Source organism: Streptomyces coelicoflavus (assembly GCF_003112555.1).
Taxonomy (GTDB): domain Bacteria; phylum Actinomycetota; class Actinomycetes; order Streptomycetales; family Streptomycetaceae; genus Streptomyces; species Streptomyces coelicoflavus.
Genome location: NZ_BEWB01000006.1, coordinates 322,587 through 338,740 on the forward strand (window position 1 = coordinate 322,587; position 16,154 = coordinate 338,740).

Sequence of the window (16,154 nt, forward strand, 5' to 3'; positions counted from 1 at the left end):
GAGTCCACATGGACGACCTCGACGACATGGACCACCGGATCGTCACCGCGCTCAGGGCCTGCGGCAGCGACCCGCGCGTCGCGGGCGCGGCGCGCGCCCTGTCCTGGGCCGGGGAGCACGGCGCGCTGTGGCTCGTGGCGGGCCTCACCGCGGCCGCCGTGGACGCGCCCCGGCGCACCGCCTGGCTGCGCGGCACCGCGCTCACCGCCGGCGCCCACGTCGTCAGCATGGGCGTGAAGCGGGTCGTGCGCCGCCCCCGCCCCGCGCACGTCGTCCCGCTGGTGCGCACCGCGGGCCGGCACTCCTTCCCCAGCTCCCACGCCACGTCGGCCACCGCGGCCGCCGTCGTCTTCGGGGCACTCGGGGTGCGGGCCGCCTGGCCGCTCGCCGCCGCCGTGTGCGCCTCCCGGCTGGTCGTCGGCGTCCACTACCCCACCGACGTCGCGGCGGGCGCCGCCCTCGGCGCGCTCACGGCGCGTCTCGGCGCCGACTGGATGCGCGGAGGCACCCGTTGACCGACACGGCCGTCACCGACACCGCCCTCCTGACCCCACGCTCCCCGGGACCGGGGCAGGAGCCCGCACCGCCCCGCCCGGGAGGGGTCCTCGCCGGGCTGCTGCGCACCGCACGCCCCCGCCAGTGGACCAAGAACGTCCTGGTCGTCGCCGCCCCGGCCGCCGCCGGTGAGCTGTTCTCCGTCCACGCCGCGGGCCGGCTCGCGCTGGTCTTCGTCCTGTTCACCCTCTGCGCCGCCGCCGTCTACCTCGTCAACGACGCCCGCGACGCCGAGGCCGACCGCGCCCACCCCGTCAAACGGCACCGCCCGGTCGCCGCCGGACAGGTCCCGGTCCCGCTCGCCCACGCCGTCGGCGGCGTCCTCGGCGTCCTCGCGCCCGTCGCCGCGGCCTGGCTGTGCCCCCCGCCCGTCGCGGCCCTGCTCACCGCCTACCTGGTGATGCAACTGGCGTACTGCGTCAGCCTCAAGCACGTCCTGGTCGTCGACCTCGCCGTCGTCACCACCGGCTTCCTGATGCGGGCGATGATCGGCGGACTCGCGCTCGGCATCCCGCTGTCGCGCTGGTTCCTCATCACCACCGGCTTCGGCGCCCTGTTCATGGTCGCCGCCAAGCGCTACTCCGAAGCCGTGCGGATGGCCGGAAAGGACGGCGCCACGCGCGCGCTGCTCACCGAGTACACCACCGGCTACCTCCGCTTCGTCTGGCAGCTCGCCGCCGGGGCCGCCGTACTCGGCTACTGCCTGTGGGCCATGGAGGAGGGCGGCGTCCCGCACACCAGCGTGCTGCCCTGGCGCCAGCTCTCCGTGATCCCCTTCGTCCTCGCCGTCCTGCGCTACGCGGTCTTCGCCGACCGCGGCACCGCCGGCGAACCCGAGGACGTCGTCCTGCGCGACCGCGCCCTCGCGCTGATCGGTGCGGTCTGGCTCGCCATGTACGGGCTGGCGGTGGCCAATTGGTAGCCGACCGCCGCGAACTGCTGGGCTTCGCCTCCGCCGGGCTGCTCGCCTACGCCGTCGACCTCGCCCTCTTCACCTGCCTGCGCGGCCCGGCCGGACTCGACCCGCTCACCGCCAAGGCCCTCTCCTTCGTCGCGGGCTGCTCGGTCGCCTACGCGGGCAACGCGCTCGGCACCTACCGCCACCTCGGCCGCCCCCGGGGCCTGCGCCCCTGCGCCGTGTTCCTCGCCGTGAACGCCGCCGGCGCCGCCGTGCAGCTGCTCTGTCTGGCCGTCAGCCACTACGGCCTCGGTCTCACCTCGCAGCGCGCCGACACGGTCTCCGGAGCCGGCGTCGGCATGCTCCTGGGCACGATCCTGCGCTTCTGGGGCACAAGGACACTGGTCTTCCGGTCCGGCGACGGACCGGGCGGCCGGACGGGATCATGGAACGGGACGAGCGGGGGCAGGGTCGGATCATGGACTGGCTGAAGAAGCTCCCCGTCGTGGGGCCCTGGATCGCGCGCCTGATGACCACGCACGCGTGGCGCTCGTACGAACGCCTCGACCGGGTGAAGTGGTCCCGGCTGGCCGCCGCCATGACCTTCACCAGCTTCGTCGCGCTCTTCCCGCTGCTGAGCCTGGCGGCCGCCGTCGCCGCCGCCACGCTGAACAAGGAGCAGCAGGACAAGCTCCAGGACACGCTCGCCGAGCAGATCCCCGGCATCTCCGACCAGCTGAACATCCAGGGCCTCGTCGACAACGCCGGCACCGTCGGCCTCATCGCCGCCCTCCTGCTGCTCTTCACCGGCATGGGCTGGGTCGAGGCCACCAGGGGCTGCCTGCGCGCCGTGTGGGAGCTGCCCGACGAGGAGGACAACCCGATCCTGCACCGGGTCAAGGACGCGGGCGTCCTCGTCGGCCTCGGCGGCGCGCTGCTGGTCACCGTCGGCATCTCCACCGTCGCCTCGGCGTTGGTGGGCTGGATCATCCGCACGATCGGCCTCGCCGAGGGCGGGGTCGGCGGCGTCCTGCTCTACGTCGCCGCCTTCGCCGTCGCCGTCCTCGCCGACTTCCTGCTGCTCCTCTACGTCCTGACCCTGCTCCCCGGCGTCCACCCCGAGCGCCGCCGCCTGGTGGTGGCCGCGCTGATCGGCGCGGTCGGCTTCGAACTGCTGAAGCTGCTGCTCAGCGGCTACATCCAGGGCGTCGCCGCGAAGAGCATGTACGGCGCCTTCGGCGTGCCCGTCGCCCTGCTGCTGTGGATCAACTTCACCGCCAAGCTGGTGCTGTTCTGCGCCTCCTGGACGGCGACGGGCAGCAAGGAGCAGGAACTGGGGGAGCCGGGCGACGAGGACGTCACGGACGGGTCCGGCGGCGGACCAGGTCCGGCAGCGGCCACTTCCGGTTGATCAGGAACGCGCCGCCGGCCAGCAGCACCAGCACCCCGGCAGTGATACCGGCCGCGATCCCGACCCCGCCGGAGCCGTCCGCGGCCGGGGCGCCCGCCACCGGCTTCGTGCCGGCCGCGCCCTTCCCGGTGCCGCCGGCCTCACCGGAGGCCCCGGCCGAGGGGCTCGCCTGAGCGGCGCTCCTCGGGCCCACCAGCTGCCCCACCGGCCGCGCCTTGCCGGCCGCCTCGAAACCCCAGTCGAAGAGGCGGGCGGTCTCCTTGTAGACCGCGTTGTGCTCGTCCTTGGCCGGGTGCATCACGGTGACGAGCAGCACCTTGCCGCCCCGCTCGGCCACGCCCGTGAAGGTGTTGCCGGCGTTGGTGGTGTAGCCGTTCTTGACGCCCGCGATGCCGGGGTAGACCTCGACGTCGTAGTCGCCGGCCAGCAGCCGGTTGGTGTTCTGGATCTCGAAGGGCTTACGGGTCGTCTTCCCCTTCTTGTCCTTCTTGGTCTCACCCGGGAACTTCGCCCGGACGGTCGACGCATACTCGCGGAAGTCCTTCTTCTGCAACCCCGACCGGGCGAACAGCGTCAGGTCGTACGCGGACGACACCTGCCCCGGCATGTCGTAGCCGTCGGGGCTGACCACGGTGGTGTCGAGGGCCTGCAACTCCTCGGCGTGCGCGTTCATGTCCGCGACGGTCTTGTCGACACCGTCGTTCATCGCGGACAGCACGTGCACCGCGTCGTTGCCGGAGCGCAGGAAGACCCCGAGCCACAGGTCGTGGACGGTGTACGTCTCCTCCTCCTTGACGCCGACCATGCTGGACCCGGCGCCGATGCCCGCGAGGTCGGACACCTCGACCTTGTGCTTCGTGGTCTTCGGCCACTTCGGCAGCAGCGTGTCCGCGAACAGCATCTTCAGGGTGCTCGCCGGGGCCAGCCGCCAGTGCGCGTTGTGCGCGGCCAGCACGTCGCCCGACTCGGCGTCCGCGACGATCCAGGAACGGGCCGTGAGGTCCTTCGGCAGCACCGGCGCCCCGCCCGCCAGGTCCACCTGCGTTCCGGGCTTCCCCAGCCTCGCGCCGCCCACGATCGACATCGACGCCGGCGGAGTGGCCGACGGACTGGCCGACGGACTCGTGGACGGGCTCGGGGCGGCGAGCGCGGCGGGGGAGAGCAGGGCGAGCGCGGTCAGGACGGCGGAGGTGACCGTCAGGGATCGCCTGAGGGCCTTCTTGGGAGCGGGCACGAGCGGAAACGTACCCCCAGTGATCGCGTCGGGCCCAGCCCCCTCCCCACCCCGCGCACGGATCCGGACAGCGTGCGGCGATACTGAAACCATGAAGCTCAGCCGCCCCGTCTCCTGGTTCCTGCTCGCTTTCGGGGTGTGGAGCTGGATCATCTGGATCACTTTCGTCAAAAACCTGGTCAAGGACGGCAGCGGGCTCGCCTTCGAGGACGGCGACCCCACGGCGTACTTCTGGGTGCACCTGCTGCTCGCGATCGTCTCCTTCGTATTGGGGACGGTCGTCGGGGTCATCGGGTTGCGCGGCGTACGCGCACTGCGCCGAACGTCATAGGCGTCGAGGACGTCACAACCGAGGGGATACGACGGCATGGTGGTCGTCTTCGTGCTGGTCGCGTTGCTGATGGTGGGCGTCCTCGTGACGGCCAACTGGTACATGTGGCGGCGCCTGTTCCGCGACACGACCAGCGCTCCGGGCCCCGTGCGCCGGATCGGCGCGGCGGTGATCGCCGGGGGCTGGCTGCTGGCCGTCGGCGCGCTGGTCGCCGAGCGCGCGGGCGCCCCGTTCTGGCTCCAGCGGGTCCTCGCCTGGCCGGGCTTCCTGTGGCTGGCCCTGTCGATCTACCTGCTGCTCGCGGTCCTCGCGGGCGAGGTCGTCCGGCCGCTGCTGCGGTGGGTCCTGGAGCGCCGGGCTGCCGCGCGGCGGACGGTGGGCGCGGAGGCGTCGGCCGCCCCGGCCGAGGACCCGAAGCGCATACCGGCCGGCACGGCCCCGCCGATGACGCCCGAGACGCCCGAGGCGCCCGAGGTGCCCGGGACGCCCGAGGTGCCCGGGACGCGTGAGGCGCCCGAGGCGCCCGGAGCGCCGGGCAGCGGTGCCGGCAGCACGTCACCGGGCCCCCTGGCCGTCCCCTCCCGCCGCCTGCTCGTCTCCCGCGTCGTCGCGGGTGCCGCCGCCGCGGCGGCCGTCGGCACGGTCGGCTACGGCACGTACGGCGTGCTGAGCGGCCCGAAGGTGAAGCGGGTCACCGTCCCGCTCGCCAAGCTCCCGCGCGCGGCGCACGGTTTCCGCATCGCCGTCGTCAGCGACATCCACCTGGGTCCGGTGCTCGGCCGGGGCTTCGCGCAGACGGTCGTCGACACCATCAACTCCACGCAGCCCGACCTGATCGCCGTCGTCGGCGACCTGGTCGACGGCAGCGTGAAGGACCTCGGCCCGGCCGCCGCCCCGCTGGCCCGGCTGAAGGCACGGCACGGCGCGTACTTCGTCACCGGCAACCACGAGTACTTCTCCGGCGCCGAGCAGTGGGTCGCCGAGGTGCGGCGGCTCGGGCTGCTCCCGCTGGAGAACGCCCGCACCGAGCTGCCCCACTTCGACCTGGCCGGCGTGAACGACATCGCGGGCGAGGACGAGGGCCAGGGCCCCGACTACGACAGGGCCCTCGGCGACCGGGACCGCTCCCGCGCCTGCGTGCTCCTCGCCCACCAGCCGGTGCAGATCCACGACGCCGTCGACCACGGCGTCGACCTCCAGCTCTCCGGCCACACCCACGGCGGCCAGCTCTGGCCCGGCAACCTCGTCGCGGGCGCCGCCAATCCGACGCTGGCGGGCCTGGACCGCTACGGCGACACCCAGCTCTACGTCAGCCGCGGCGCGGGCGCCTGGGGCCCGCCTACGCGTGTGGGGGCGCCCTCGGACATCACGGTGATCGAGCTGGCGTCCCGTCAGGCCTGAGTGCCGGAATCCCGCGTCGGCTTCTTCGCGGGGTCCGGCATCACCTTCGTCATGCCCGGCAGGAAGTCAGTGAACAGCTCGTGCACCTCGCGCACCAGCGGGCGCAGCACCCGGAACCGGGCCAGCACGACGCCGCGCGCGGTGAGCCGGGCGCCGCGCTCGGCGAGGCGGTAGCTGCGCTCGCGGCCCTCGGTGCGGTCGAAGATCCAGTACAGGACGAGACCCATCTGGGCGAGCCACATCAGCTCGGGCAGGATGTCCCGCAGCTCCTCGGGCACCTTGGTCTTCGCCCCGGCGAGCACCGCGCGGTGGATGCCGATGGCCTCCACGCGCGCGTGCTCCGACTCCGGTGAGAAGGGACTGAGCGGGCTGTCCGGGTCGGCGGCGTTCTTGAAGAACTGCACCGCGAACTCGTGGTACGGCGTGGCGATGTCCAGCCAGACCTTCAGCACACCCGCCAGCCGGGCCTCCAGGTCGGTCTCCTCGGCCAGCACCTCGCGGACCGCCGCCCGGTGCTCGGCGGCGATCCGGTCGTAGAAGCCCTGGATCAGGTGTTCCTTGCCGGCGAAGTAGTAGTACGCGTTGCCGACGGAGACACCGGCCTCCTGGGCGATGGCCCGCATCGTGGTCCGGTCGTAGCCGCGTTCCTGGAACAGCCGCATGGCCGTCTCCAGGATCAGCGCGCGGGTCTGCTCGGACTTGCTGAGGTGGGCACCGTCGTCGGCGCCGTCGTGGGTCGCAGGCACGGGTCCAGAGCCTATCCAGTGGCGCAGGCGCCGTCGGCACAGCCCGGCCCCGCGTAGATCCACCCGAGGCCCGGCTCGTACACCCAGCCGTCGGCCCGCCGGTACCCGTTGCCGCCCCACTGGCGCTGTCCGGCACGCCACTTGGCGGCGGCCAGGACGGCTCCCCGGGCCAGCAGGGCGCCCTTGGGCGTGCTGAGCCGGTGGGCGAGCCTGCGGTACCGGCGCAGCGCCCACAGGACGACGACCCAGGCGGCGGCGCCCCGGTAGACCTGCCCGGCGTCGCCCACGGCGGTGACCTCGTCCAGGGTGGCCCCGTGGTCGAGCCCGGGGAAGCGCCTGCGCGCCTCCTCCGACGCGGCCGGGACCAGCTCCAGCGGCACCAGGCGGGGCTGGCGCAGCAGCCAGTCCCGTACATGCGTGCACAGGGCGCATTCGGCGTCGTAGAGGACGGTGAGCCGGCGCACGGGGGCGCCGGCCGTCGTCCCGGGAGCGGGAGCCATCGGCTCAGGCCCCGGCCGTCGGGGCCACCCAGCCCTGCGGCGGGACCGGGGGCAGCTGCTCGCGCTCCATCAGGCCGCGCCGCCGGATCTTGTTGAGCACGTACACGTTGCCCAGGTGCATCACGCCGAGCACCAGCAGCACCACGCCCAGCTTGGTCGAGAGCGCCTCGAAGATGCCCCGGGTGTCGGCGATGGTGTCGTCGCCGCTCAGGTAGAGGGCGACGAAGCCGAGGTTGACCAGGTAGAAGCCGACCACCAGGAGGTGGTTGACGGCGTCGGCGAGCTTCTCGTTGCCGTGCAGGACGTCGGCGAGGAAGACCCGCCCGTTGCGGCTGAGCGTGCGGGCCACCCAGACGGTCAGACCGATGCTGACGACCAGGTAGATGACGTAGGCGATGACGGTGCGGTCCATGCCCCACCCCTTCTTGAACGCGTTCAAAACGCTGACAGGAGTGACTGTAGACCTGTTTTTGAACACGTTCAAGCGAGAGTTGCGTTCAAGGGCGACGGCCCAGCTCCGGGCGCTTGGAGTAGTCGGTGAGGCCGATGACGTTGCCCCACGGGTCGGCGAACTCGACGGTCCAGCCGGTGGCCACGGGGAACGGCTCGTCCAGCGGCGGCACCCCCGCCTCGCGCAGCGACCGGGCGGCCACGCGGGCGTCGGTCACCTCCAGCCACACCCGCGCGGAGGGCCACATCGGCGGCTGCCGGCCGAACTCCTCCTCCACCCGCAGCAGCAGCCCCGGCGTCTCCACGCCCACCTTCAGCAGCGCGATCCCGGCCTCGTCGAGCCGGTAGGCGACCGGGAAACCGGCCCGCTCGTAGAACCCGACGGCCTCACCGAGGTCCCCGACGGGCAGCAGCACGTTGTCGAACCCGAGCAGTTCGTACGACTCGTCATCTGACATGCCGTCAGGCTAGGACGATCGTCGCCCGGAACGGCTGATTGCCGGTCCGACCCCGCGGCCGGCTTACGCCGTCCGGCCGCAGGAACGCCGCAGGGCCCCGTCTCCAGCGGAAACGGGGCCCTGCGGCGGCCTACGGCCGTGCGGACGTCAGAAGCGGCGCGTGATCAGCGCTCGCTTCACCTCCGCGATGGCCTTGGTGACCTCGATGCCGCGCGGGCAGGCGTCCGTGCAGTTGAAGGTCGTGCGGCAGCGCCAGACGCCGTCGCGGTCGTTCAGGATCTCCAGCCGCTGCTCGCCGGCCTCGTCGCGCGAGTCGAAGATGAAGCGGTGGGCGTTGACGATCGCGGCCGGGCCGAAGTACTGGCCGTCGTTCCAGAACACCGGGCACGAGGACGTGCAGGCGGCGCACAGGATGCACTTGGTCGTGTCGTCGAAGCGCTCGCGGTCCTCGGCGGTCTGGAGGCGCTCACGCGTCGGCTCGTTGGTGTCCTTCGTGATCAGGAAGGGCATCACGTCCCGGTACGCCTGGAAGAACGGCTCCATGTCGACGACCAGGTCCTTGAGGACCGTCAGGCCCTTGATGGGCTCGACCGTGATCGGCTTCTCGGGGCTGAGGTCCTTGATCAGCGTCTTGCAGGCGAGGCGGTTCTTGCCGTTGATCCGCATGGCGTCCGAGCCGCAGATGCCGTGCGCGCAGGAACGGCGGAAGGTCAGGCTTCCGTCCAGGTCCCACTTGATCTTGTGCAGCGCGTCGAGGACACGCTCCTTCGGGTCGATCTCCAGCTGGAAGTCTTCCCAGGTCGCCTCGGCCGCGACCTCCGGGTTGAACCGCCGGACGCGGAAGGTGACCGTGATGTACGGGGAGTCGGCGAACCCGGGCTCGGGGGCCGAGCCGTTCTTCTCCATGACAGGGGTAGCCATCAGTACTTACGCTCCATCGGCTGGTAGCGGGTCTGGACGACCGGCTTGTAGTCGAGCCGGATGGACTCGGCGCCGTCGTCGCCCACCTCGCGGTACGCCATGGTGTGGCGCATGAAGTTGACGTCGTCGCGGTTGGGGAAGTCCTCGCGGTAGTGACCGCCGCGCGACTCCTTGCGGGCGAGGGCGGACACCGCCATCACCTCGGCCAGGTCCAGCAGGTTGCCCAGCTCGACGGCCTCCAGCAGGTCGGTGTTGAAACGCCGGCCCTTGTCCTGGATCGACACGTTCTTGTAGCGGGCGCGCAGCTCGGCGATCTTCTCGACGGCCGTCTTGATCGTCTGCTCGGTGCGGAACACCATGACGTTGGCGTCCATGCACTCCTGCAGCTCGCGGCGGATCGCCGCCACCCGCTCGGTGCCGGTGGACGAGCGCAGCCGCTCGATCTGCTCGACGACCAGGGACTCCGGGTCCTCGGGCAGCTCGACGAAGTCCGCCTTCTGGGCGTACTCCGCGGCGGCGATGCCCGCGCGGCGGCCGAAGACGTTGATGTCGAGCAGCGAGTTGGTGCCCAGGCGGTTGGCGCCGTGCACCGACACGCAGGCCACCTCGCCGGCCGCGTACAGGCCCGGCACGACGGTGGTGTTGTCCGCGAGGACCTCACCCTCGACGTTGGTCGGGATGCCGCCCATGGCGTAGTGCGCGGTCGGCTGGATCGGGATCGGGTCCGTGTAGGGCTCGATACCGAGGTAGGTCCGCGCGAACTCCGTGATGTCGGGCAGCTTGGCGTCCAGCTGCTCCGGCGGGAGGTGGGTGAGGTCCAGGTAGACGTGGTCGCCCTCGGGACCGCAGCCGCGGCCCTCGCGGATCTCCGTGTAGATGGAGCGCGAGACGACGTCGCGGGAGGCGAGGTCCTTCATGACCGGCGCGTACTTCTCCATGAAGCGCTCGCCGTCCTTGTTGCGGAGGATGCCGCCCTCACCGCGGGCGCCCTCCGTCAGCAGGATGCCCATGCGCCAGATGCCGGTCGGGTGGAACTGGAAGAACTCCATGTCCTCCAGCGGCAGCCCGCGCCGGTACACGGCCGCCTGGCCGTCGCCGGTGAGCGTGTGCGCGTTGGAGGTCACCTTGAAGAACTTGCCGGTGCCGCCGGAGGCGTAGATCACGGACTTCGCCTGGAAGACGTGGATCTCGCCGGTCGCCAGCTCGTAGGCCACCACACCGGCGGACTTCTTGACGCCGTCGACCTCGGTGATCAGCTGGTCCAGGACGTAGAACTCGTTGAAGAACTCCACGCCCTCCTTGACACAGTTCTGATAGAGCGTCTGGAGGATCATGTGACCGGTGCGGTCGGCCGCGTAGCAGGAGCGGCGGACCGGGGCCTCGCCGTGGTTGCGGCTGTGACCGCCGAAGCGGCGCTGGTCGATCGTCCCGTTGGGCGTCCGGTTGAACGGCAGGCCCATCTTCTCCAGGTCGAGGACCGAGTCGATGGCCTCCTTCGCCAGGATCTCGGCGGCGTCCTGGTCGACCAGGTAGTCACCGCCCTTGACCGTGTCGAAGGTGTGCCACTCCCAGTTGTCCTCCTCCACGTTGGCCAGCGCGGCGGCCATGCCGCCCTGCGCGGCGCCCGTGTGGGAGCGGGTGGGGTAGAGCTTCGTCAGCACGGCGGTGCGGCTGCGCTTGGTCGACTCGATGGCCGCGCGCATGCCGGCGCCACCGGCGCCGACGATGACGGTGTCGTACTTGTGTACCTTCATGATTTTCGCAGCCCCGTGCCTAGCGGATGTTCGGGTCGAAGGTGAAGATCACCAGCGTGCCCAGCAGGATGGTGAACACCGTGGCGGTGTAGAGCAGGCCCTTGAGCCACAGACGCGTGTTGGGGCGCTCCGCGTAGTCGTTGATGACCGTGCGCAGGCCGTTCGCGCCGTGCAGCATCGCGAGCCAGAGCATCAGGAGGTCCCAGACCTGCCAGAACGGCGAGGCCCAGCGGCCCGCCACGAAGGCGAAGCCGATCTTCGAGACGCCGCCGTCGAGCACCAGCTGGATCAGCAGGTGGCCGAGGACGAGCACGACCAGCACGACGCCGGACAGGCGCATGAACAGCCAGGCGACCATCTCGAAGTTGCCCCGGGTGGACTTCGGGGTCTTCTTCGTGCGGGCGCGGGGCGCCTCGATGAGCGGCGCCGGGTTGTCGGCCGAGTACAGGGAGGCGCCCTCGACGGGGCCGATCCCGGAAGCGGGGGATTCAGTCGTGGACATTGGCGTCAGCTCCCGAACAGTTCACGAGCGGCGTGGCCGAGGACGGGGTAAATCGCCCCGAGCATCAGCACGACCCACAGGGCGACGACGGTCCAGAGCATCTGCTTCTGGTAGCGGGCGCCCTTGACCCAGAAGTCGACGGCGATGACACGCAGGCCGTTGAGCGCGTGGAAGAGGATGGCGGCGACGAGGCCGTACTCCAGCAGCGCGACGATCGGCGTCTTGTACGTGGCCACGACGGTGTCGTAGGCCTCGGGGGACACTCGCACGAGAGCGGTGTCCAGCACGTGAACGAACAGGAAGAAGAAGATGAGGACGCCGGTGACTCGGTGAGCCACCCAGGACCACATTCCTTCCCGGCCGCGGTACAGCGTTCCAGCCGGCACGGAAATTTCCTCCGGGAGCGGGGATTGGGGCCGCGCCGGCTTTCCTTGTCGGTCGGGCCCGGCCGGGTACGGTCCACCGGCCCCCAGCATGGTAGCGACGTGTACCTGCGGTGCTTACAGGGGGCCTGCCGGTGTGATCAAAGTTGCACTCAAAGGAGCAGTGGGGCTGCCGCGGGGGCGGCTACTGGGGTGGGGGTTTGTCTTGAATGCCGGGTGCGAGCCGTCCGTGGCCGGTCGCGCCCCGCGGCGGAGCCGCTCGTGTCACAGCCCCGCGCCCCTCGAGGGTGCTGGTCAGCCGTGTTCTTGCCAGTTGGCGGAGTTCCTCTGCCGCTACCAGGCGTTCTTCGTCCGGGTCGTTGTTCAAACGTGACCGGATGGCCGCCAGGACGTGGTTCAGGGTCTCGTCCGGGGAGAGGCCGTCCAGGCAGATGACGAACACGTGTCCGAAGCGGGACTCGTAGGCCGCGTGGGCTGCGTTCAGGGCCGTGTGGGCCGCCGCGTAGGTGTCCTCGGGCAGGGCGGGCAGCGTCTCCGCCGCCAGGGCCTCGGTCAGGTCGTCCGGGGAGAGGTCGTAGGCCGCCTCGTCCGCTGCCGCCAGCAGGGCGGGGAGGTCCGGGTAGGGGCGGTGGGCGAGGAGGCGGTGGGCCCAGGCGTGGCTGTGCAGGCAGGCGAGGACGGTCCGGGCGGCCTCGTCGGCGGGGGCCGCGTTGAAGCGCTCCAGCGGGGTGGCCGTCGCCGGTGTGGCGCGTGTTTGCACCGGCACCGGTATGGCCACTCGGCGGGGGAGGTCTGGGAGACGGTGCGCAGGCAGCGTGGGTCCTCGGGTCCTCGTGGGCTTCACGTGTGTGTCGGCAGGGGATTGTGCGAAAGATGTGGCGTCACGTTATCGAGTGACGGCAACACGTGTCCGTCCGATGCCCGAATTTCACCCGAACGGGAGAGTTTCAGAACATGTGGTGGACGCATGACGGCAACGGCGGCCCTAGGTTGGCGCTGTGAGCCAGCACGGAAGCCGGACACCGGCGCACAAGGTGAGACAGCGGGCCGTGATCGCCGGCGCGGTGGTCGCCGCGCTCGGCGTGGGAGTCGGTCTGTGGGCCACGGACGAGGACGGGGGCGGGGGCGGCCGGGAGGGCTCGGCGGCCCGGTCCCCCTCCGACGAGGCGGCCGCGCCGAGCCCCAGTCGCTCGTACCCGCTGTCCGAGGAGCCGCGCACCATACCCGCCGTGCGCGAGCACACGGCCGCCCGCGGCCCCGGCTGGGAGCCCGGCAAGGACCACCGCGTCGTCGTCGCCGACGCGGGCCTCGCCGACGAGGGGAAGCAGATCGCCGGCGAGCTGGGGATGACGTACGCGGGCGAGAAGGACGACCGGCGCGCCGGGGACCTGCTGCTCGACGTCCAGGTCGACAAGGGCGCGAACCCGGAGTCGTACACCATGACGGTGCGCGACGGACGGGTCACCGTCACCGGGCCCGCCGAGGCCGGCGTCTACTACGGCACCCGCACCCTGAAGCAGGAGGTGGCCGGGGGTGGCACCGCGCCGGAGGGCGTGGTGAAGGACGCGCCGGCCAAGCCGAAGCGCGGCTTCTCGCTCGACATCGCCCGCAAGCACTACTCCGCCGACTGGATCAAGGACCGGATACGGGAGCTGGGCGACCTCAAGTTCAACGAGCTGGGCCTGCACTTCTCCGACGACCAGGCCTTCCGCATCGAGTCCGACTCGCACCCCGAGATCGTCTCCGACGACCACCTCACCAAGGCCGAGATGAAGGAGATCATCGATCTCGCCTCCTCGCGCCACATCACCGTCGTCCCCGAGATCGACTCGCCCGGCCACCTCGGCGCCGTGATCGCCGCCCACCCCGACCTCCAGCTGCGCAACGCGCAGGGCACGCCCACCCGCGGCGCCATCGACATCTCCAAGCCGGAGGCCGCGAAGATCGTCGACGACCTGCTGAACGAGTACGCCGACCTCTTCCCCGGCACCCAGTTCCACCTGGGCGCCGACGAGTACCAGGCCCTGGTGGTGCCGAACCCGGAGGCGTCCTACCCGACGCTGGCCGCCGCCGCCCGCAAGGCCTACGGCTCCGGCGGCACCGTCGCCGACCTCACCACCGGCTGGCTCAACGGCCGCGCCAAGACCGTCATGGCCCACGACCGCACCCCGCGCGCCTGGAACGACGGCTTCTTCAAGGACACCTCCGTCGAGCCGCTCAAGGACATCAAGGTCGCCTACTGGACCGGCAAGGAGATCGGCGCCCGCCCGCCCACGGAGTACCTGAGGGAGGGCCGCCAGGTCCTCAACTACAACGACGAGTTCCTCTACTACGTCCTCGGCCAGCCGCAAACCTTCGTCTACCCGACCGGCGAGCGCATCTACGAGCAGTGGACCCCGCGCGTCCTGCGCGGCACCACGGCCGTCGACGCCAAGTACGACGACCAGATCCTCGGCGGCAGCTTCGCGGTGTGGGGCGACATCCCGAGCGCCCAGACCCAGGCCCAGGTCGCCGACGGCATCCGGCTGCCGCTGGCCGCGACGGTCCAGAAGCTGTGGGACGCCGGCGAGCCCGAGCTGTCCTGGGCGGACTTCAAGTCGCTCGCGGGCCGTCTCGGCTGACGCCCCGGGTGCCGGACGCCTCCCGGTGCCGGCACGCGGATCGCCCGATCCGGCTGCGAACGCCCGTGCGGCTGTGGTGGTCTTTTGACCCAGCCGAACCGACACGCCGGGGGGATCCGGGACATGGGCTACTGGGGGTACTTCGTCGTCGGCCGCGCCGAGCGGCCGCTCGCGGAGCTGGAGGCGCTGGCGGGCGCCGCGGACATGACGCTGCGCCGGTCCGCGCCGGGCGGCTGGCAGGTCTGGGAGTTCCCGGGCGGCGACGGCGACGTCGGGAACATGAACGACCTGGCCGGGCAGACCGGCGCTCCCGCGCTGTTCGGGTACGTGATGGACAGCGACTGCGTGGTCCTGGAGGCGGCGGCGCCGGACAGCGGGGCGTGGACGACCTGTCTGGCGCGGACCGCCATGGCCGGGTACCTGGGCGCCGAGCGGGACGGGCTCACCCTGGAGGACTACTTCCTGGAGCCCCGCGACGCCGCCGAGCGCGCCGTCGCCTGGGCCGCGGAGGCGGGGTGCGCCGCGAGCGCCGGGGAACTGACCGAGGTGCTGTCGGACGATCCGGGTGCGGACGGAGACGGAGACGGAGACGGAGACGGGGGTGGGGGGTCGGGCCGCGGGGACGGCTCCGGCTTCGGCTTCGGCTCCGGTCCGGTGGCCGAAAACCTCTTCTTCCGGTTCCTCGACCGGCTGGGCGTGGTGCCCCTGTGACACTCCCGGCCCGTCGCACGCAGTAAGGGTCAGTGCGGGCTCCGTGGTGATGAGCGGGGCGAAGTGGCAGGAACAGGGAGGCACCCGATGAGCCTGGTGGAACTGATCGCGCGGGCCGACGCACGCGGACTCGCCGCGAGCGCACTGGCTTGTTTGGACCGTTGCGTCCCTCTGCTGGACGGCGACGACGAGGCCCTCAGGCCCCTGTGGGCGATCCTCGCCGACGACGCCGACGGCACTTGCGGCGCGGCCGGGCGCGACTGGGCCGAGGGCCTGGCGCAGGTGCGGGACAAGCTCGCCGGACCCGACGCCGGCGGCGAGGACGAGGCCGTGGTCCTGGCCCGCCGCATGCTCGGGGCCGCGCCGGCCGCGTGCACGGGACCGGCGCTGCGGACGTGGGCCGACGCCTGTTCCGTCGCCTCGCTGAGGATCCACCGGCTCCTCGACCCCGTGGGGGACGCCGCCCGGGAGGCCGACGTCCCGCGCGACGGCGGCACCGAGGGACTGCCGCCGCTCGTCGCCGCCGAACTGCGCCGCCAGACCGGCGTACTGGAACTGCTCGCCGATCGCGGCGCGGCCGGGCTGCGTCCTGCCCTGGAGGTCTCCACGGAGGGGCGCCGGGTGCTGCGCGCGGTGGTCTCCCGCCGGGCACGCGGACGGGCCTGACCCCCGGGCTCTGCGTCGGTGTCCTGTGACCGTCGTGCGGGGGACGCGCGGTGGCGGTGCGGCGGACGTGGGGGAGGTGGGGCGGTCCTGCGCCGGTTGCGGAACGACCGGCTCCGGCGTGTGACGCAATCGCGTCCCGCGGCGCTTTAGCCCATGTGACGACTGTGACCAGCGGATTGACGAGCGGAGCGACGGGCCCGCAGCAGACCCGCCCGGCGGCCGCCGCGAAACCGGTGCGGTGGGCGGCGGACGCGGTGGCCACGATGCGCGAGGGCGCACGGCTGCGCCTGGACTACTCGGCGCAGAGCCTGTGGCGCGTCGACCGGATGATCGACGGCATCCGGCACGAAGGGGCGCCGTACGCCGCCGTGGAGACGGCGCTGCGCGGACTCGGCGCGTACGCGGGCGAGGTGATCGTGCGTCAGGCGGGCGGCGAGTGGTGGACGAGCGGTGGGGACCACTGGGTCCGTACCCCGGACGGCCGCCTGTGGGACCCGGTGGACGAGGCCCGTCGCTGCTTCGCCGGGGACGGTTCGCTCCGTCTGCTGTGCCGGGACGCGACGGCGGGCCCGTGACGTCCGGCGGCGGCCATGGGGGATTCTCGCGGTCCCT

At 71.9% G+C, this 16,154-nt stretch carries 20 protein-coding genes; 10 read left to right on the forward strand and 10 right to left on the reverse strand.

The features are described from left to right. The first annotated feature begins 8 nt into the window (after positions 1-8). The 4 genes from Sco07f_RS16365 to Sco07f_RS16380 are packed head-to-tail and all read left to right on the forward strand — an operon-like array spanning position 9 to position 2,864. On the forward strand, positions 9-515 hold the full coding sequence (locus Sco07f_RS16365; RefSeq protein WP_108988236.1) for a phosphatase PAP2 family protein: 507 nt from the start codon (positions 9-11) through the stop codon (positions 513-515). Continuing rightward, positions 512-1,477 (forward strand): decaprenyl-phosphate phosphoribosyltransferase, encoded by a 966-nt coding sequence (locus Sco07f_RS16370; RefSeq protein ID WP_054099285.1) that lies wholly within the window; start codon positions 512-514, stop codon positions 1,475-1,477. The genes Sco07f_RS16365 and Sco07f_RS16370 overlap by 4 nt, the downstream gene beginning before the upstream one ends. Then, complete coding sequence (locus tag Sco07f_RS16375; protein ID WP_042825030.1) at positions 1,471-1,944, forward strand: GtrA family protein; 474 nt, start codon at positions 1,471-1,473, stop codon at positions 1,942-1,944. The genes Sco07f_RS16370 and Sco07f_RS16375 overlap by 7 nt, the downstream gene beginning before the upstream one ends. Continuing rightward, positions 1,932-2,864, forward strand: a complete 933-nt coding sequence (locus Sco07f_RS16380) for a YihY/virulence factor BrkB family protein (protein WP_237557516.1) — start codon at positions 1,932-1,934, stop codon at positions 2,862-2,864. Before Sco07f_RS16375 ends, Sco07f_RS16380 begins: the two co-directional genes overlap by 13 nt. Here Sco07f_RS16380 and Sco07f_RS16385 read toward each other — a convergent pair. Continuing rightward, complete coding sequence (locus Sco07f_RS16385; protein WP_042825032.1) at positions 2,812-4,098, reverse strand: D-alanyl-D-alanine carboxypeptidase family protein; 1,287 nt, start codon at positions 4,096-4,098, stop codon at positions 2,812-2,814. The two genes, Sco07f_RS16380 and Sco07f_RS16385, sit on opposite strands and share 53 nt — an antisense overlap. Positions 4,099-4,189: 91 nt before the next feature. Here Sco07f_RS16385 and Sco07f_RS16390 point away from each other — a divergent pair, with 91 nt between their 5' ends. Further along, positions 4,190-4,429 (forward strand): SCO4848 family membrane protein, encoded by a 240-nt coding sequence (locus tag Sco07f_RS16390; RefSeq protein ID WP_003974124.1) that lies wholly within the window; start codon positions 4,190-4,192, stop codon positions 4,427-4,429. Positions 4,430-4,465: 36 nt separating this feature from the next. Beyond that, on the forward strand, positions 4,466-5,830 hold the full coding sequence (locus Sco07f_RS16395; protein WP_108988237.1) for a metallophosphoesterase: 1,365 nt from the start codon (positions 4,466-4,468) through the stop codon (positions 5,828-5,830). Here Sco07f_RS16395 and Sco07f_RS16400 read toward each other — a convergent pair. The 9 genes from Sco07f_RS16400 to Sco07f_RS16440 all read right to left on the reverse strand — a co-directional run bounded on the left by Sco07f_RS16400 (position 5,821) and on the right by Sco07f_RS16440 (position 12,322). Continuing rightward, positions 5,821-6,576 carry a TetR/AcrR family transcriptional regulator gene (locus tag Sco07f_RS16400; RefSeq protein WP_087789763.1) on the reverse strand — a complete coding sequence of 252 codons (756 nt, stop codon included), beginning with the start codon at positions 6,574-6,576 and terminating at the stop codon, positions 5,821-5,823. The genes Sco07f_RS16395 and Sco07f_RS16400 overlap by 10 nt on opposite strands. Before the next feature lie 11 nt (positions 6,577-6,587). After that, positions 6,588-7,076: a thiol-disulfide oxidoreductase DCC family protein gene (locus tag Sco07f_RS16405; protein WP_087789762.1), complete on the reverse strand. Its 489-nt coding sequence runs from the start codon at positions 7,074-7,076 to the stop codon at positions 6,588-6,590. Between the two features lie 4 nt (positions 7,077-7,080). Beyond that, on the reverse strand, positions 7,081-7,488 hold the full coding sequence (locus Sco07f_RS16410; RefSeq protein WP_007444148.1) for a hypothetical protein: 408 nt from the start codon (positions 7,486-7,488) through the stop codon (positions 7,081-7,083). Between the two features lie 85 nt (positions 7,489-7,573). Continuing rightward, a complete protein-coding gene (locus Sco07f_RS16415; RefSeq protein ID WP_007444150.1) occupies positions 7,574-7,984 on the reverse strand; it encodes a VOC family protein in 411 nt (136 codons plus the stop codon). 147 nt (positions 7,985-8,131) lie between these two features. Further along, on the reverse strand, positions 8,132-8,905 hold the full coding sequence (locus Sco07f_RS16420; protein ID WP_108988238.1) for a succinate dehydrogenase iron-sulfur subunit: 774 nt from the start codon (positions 8,903-8,905) through the stop codon (positions 8,132-8,134). Further along, positions 8,905-10,659 (reverse strand): succinate dehydrogenase flavoprotein subunit, encoded by a 1,755-nt coding sequence (gene sdhA / locus Sco07f_RS16425; protein WP_087789761.1) that lies wholly within the window; start codon positions 10,657-10,659, stop codon positions 8,905-8,907. Before sdhA ends, Sco07f_RS16420 begins: the two co-directional genes overlap by 1 nt. Positions 10,660-10,678: 19 nt before the next feature. Beyond that, positions 10,679-11,161 carry a succinate dehydrogenase hydrophobic membrane anchor subunit gene (locus Sco07f_RS16430; RefSeq protein WP_007444154.1) on the reverse strand — a complete coding sequence of 161 codons (483 nt, stop codon included), beginning with the start codon at positions 11,159-11,161 and terminating at the stop codon, positions 10,679-10,681. 5 nt (positions 11,162-11,166) lie between these two features. Beyond that, positions 11,167-11,547, reverse strand: coding sequence for a succinate dehydrogenase, cytochrome b556 subunit (gene sdhC, locus Sco07f_RS16435; protein ID WP_003974113.1), 381 nt, complete (start codon positions 11,545-11,547; stop codon positions 11,167-11,169). A 181-nt stretch (positions 11,548-11,728) separates the two neighbouring features. Then, positions 11,729-12,322 (reverse strand): 2-oxo-4-hydroxy-4-carboxy-5-ureidoimidazoline decarboxylase, encoded by a 594-nt coding sequence (locus Sco07f_RS16440; protein ID WP_439959691.1) that lies wholly within the window; start codon positions 12,320-12,322, stop codon positions 11,729-11,731. Positions 12,323-12,593: 271 nt separating this feature from the next. Here Sco07f_RS16440 and Sco07f_RS16445 point away from each other — a divergent pair, with 271 nt between their 5' ends. The 4 genes from Sco07f_RS16445 to Sco07f_RS16460 all read left to right on the forward strand — a co-directional run bounded on the left by Sco07f_RS16445 (position 12,594) and on the right by Sco07f_RS16460 (position 16,117). Then, entirely contained in the window at positions 12,594-14,165 is a 1,572-nt protein-coding gene (locus Sco07f_RS16445) for a beta-N-acetylhexosaminidase (RefSeq protein WP_108988239.1), read from the forward strand. 123 nt (positions 14,166-14,288) lie between these two features. Then, entirely contained in the window at positions 14,289-14,876 is a 588-nt protein-coding gene (locus tag Sco07f_RS16450) for a hypothetical protein (protein ID WP_108988240.1), read from the forward strand. An 87-nt stretch (positions 14,877-14,963) separates the two neighbouring features. Continuing rightward, complete coding sequence (locus Sco07f_RS16455; RefSeq protein WP_108988241.1) at positions 14,964-15,542, forward strand: hypothetical protein; 579 nt, start codon at positions 14,964-14,966, stop codon at positions 15,540-15,542. Positions 15,543-15,706: 164 nt separating this feature from the next. Beyond that, positions 15,707-16,117: a hypothetical protein gene (locus Sco07f_RS16460; RefSeq protein ID WP_174855368.1), complete on the forward strand. Its 411-nt coding sequence runs from the start codon at positions 15,707-15,709 to the stop codon at positions 16,115-16,117. The last annotated feature ends 37 nt before the right edge of the window (positions 16,118-16,154 follow it).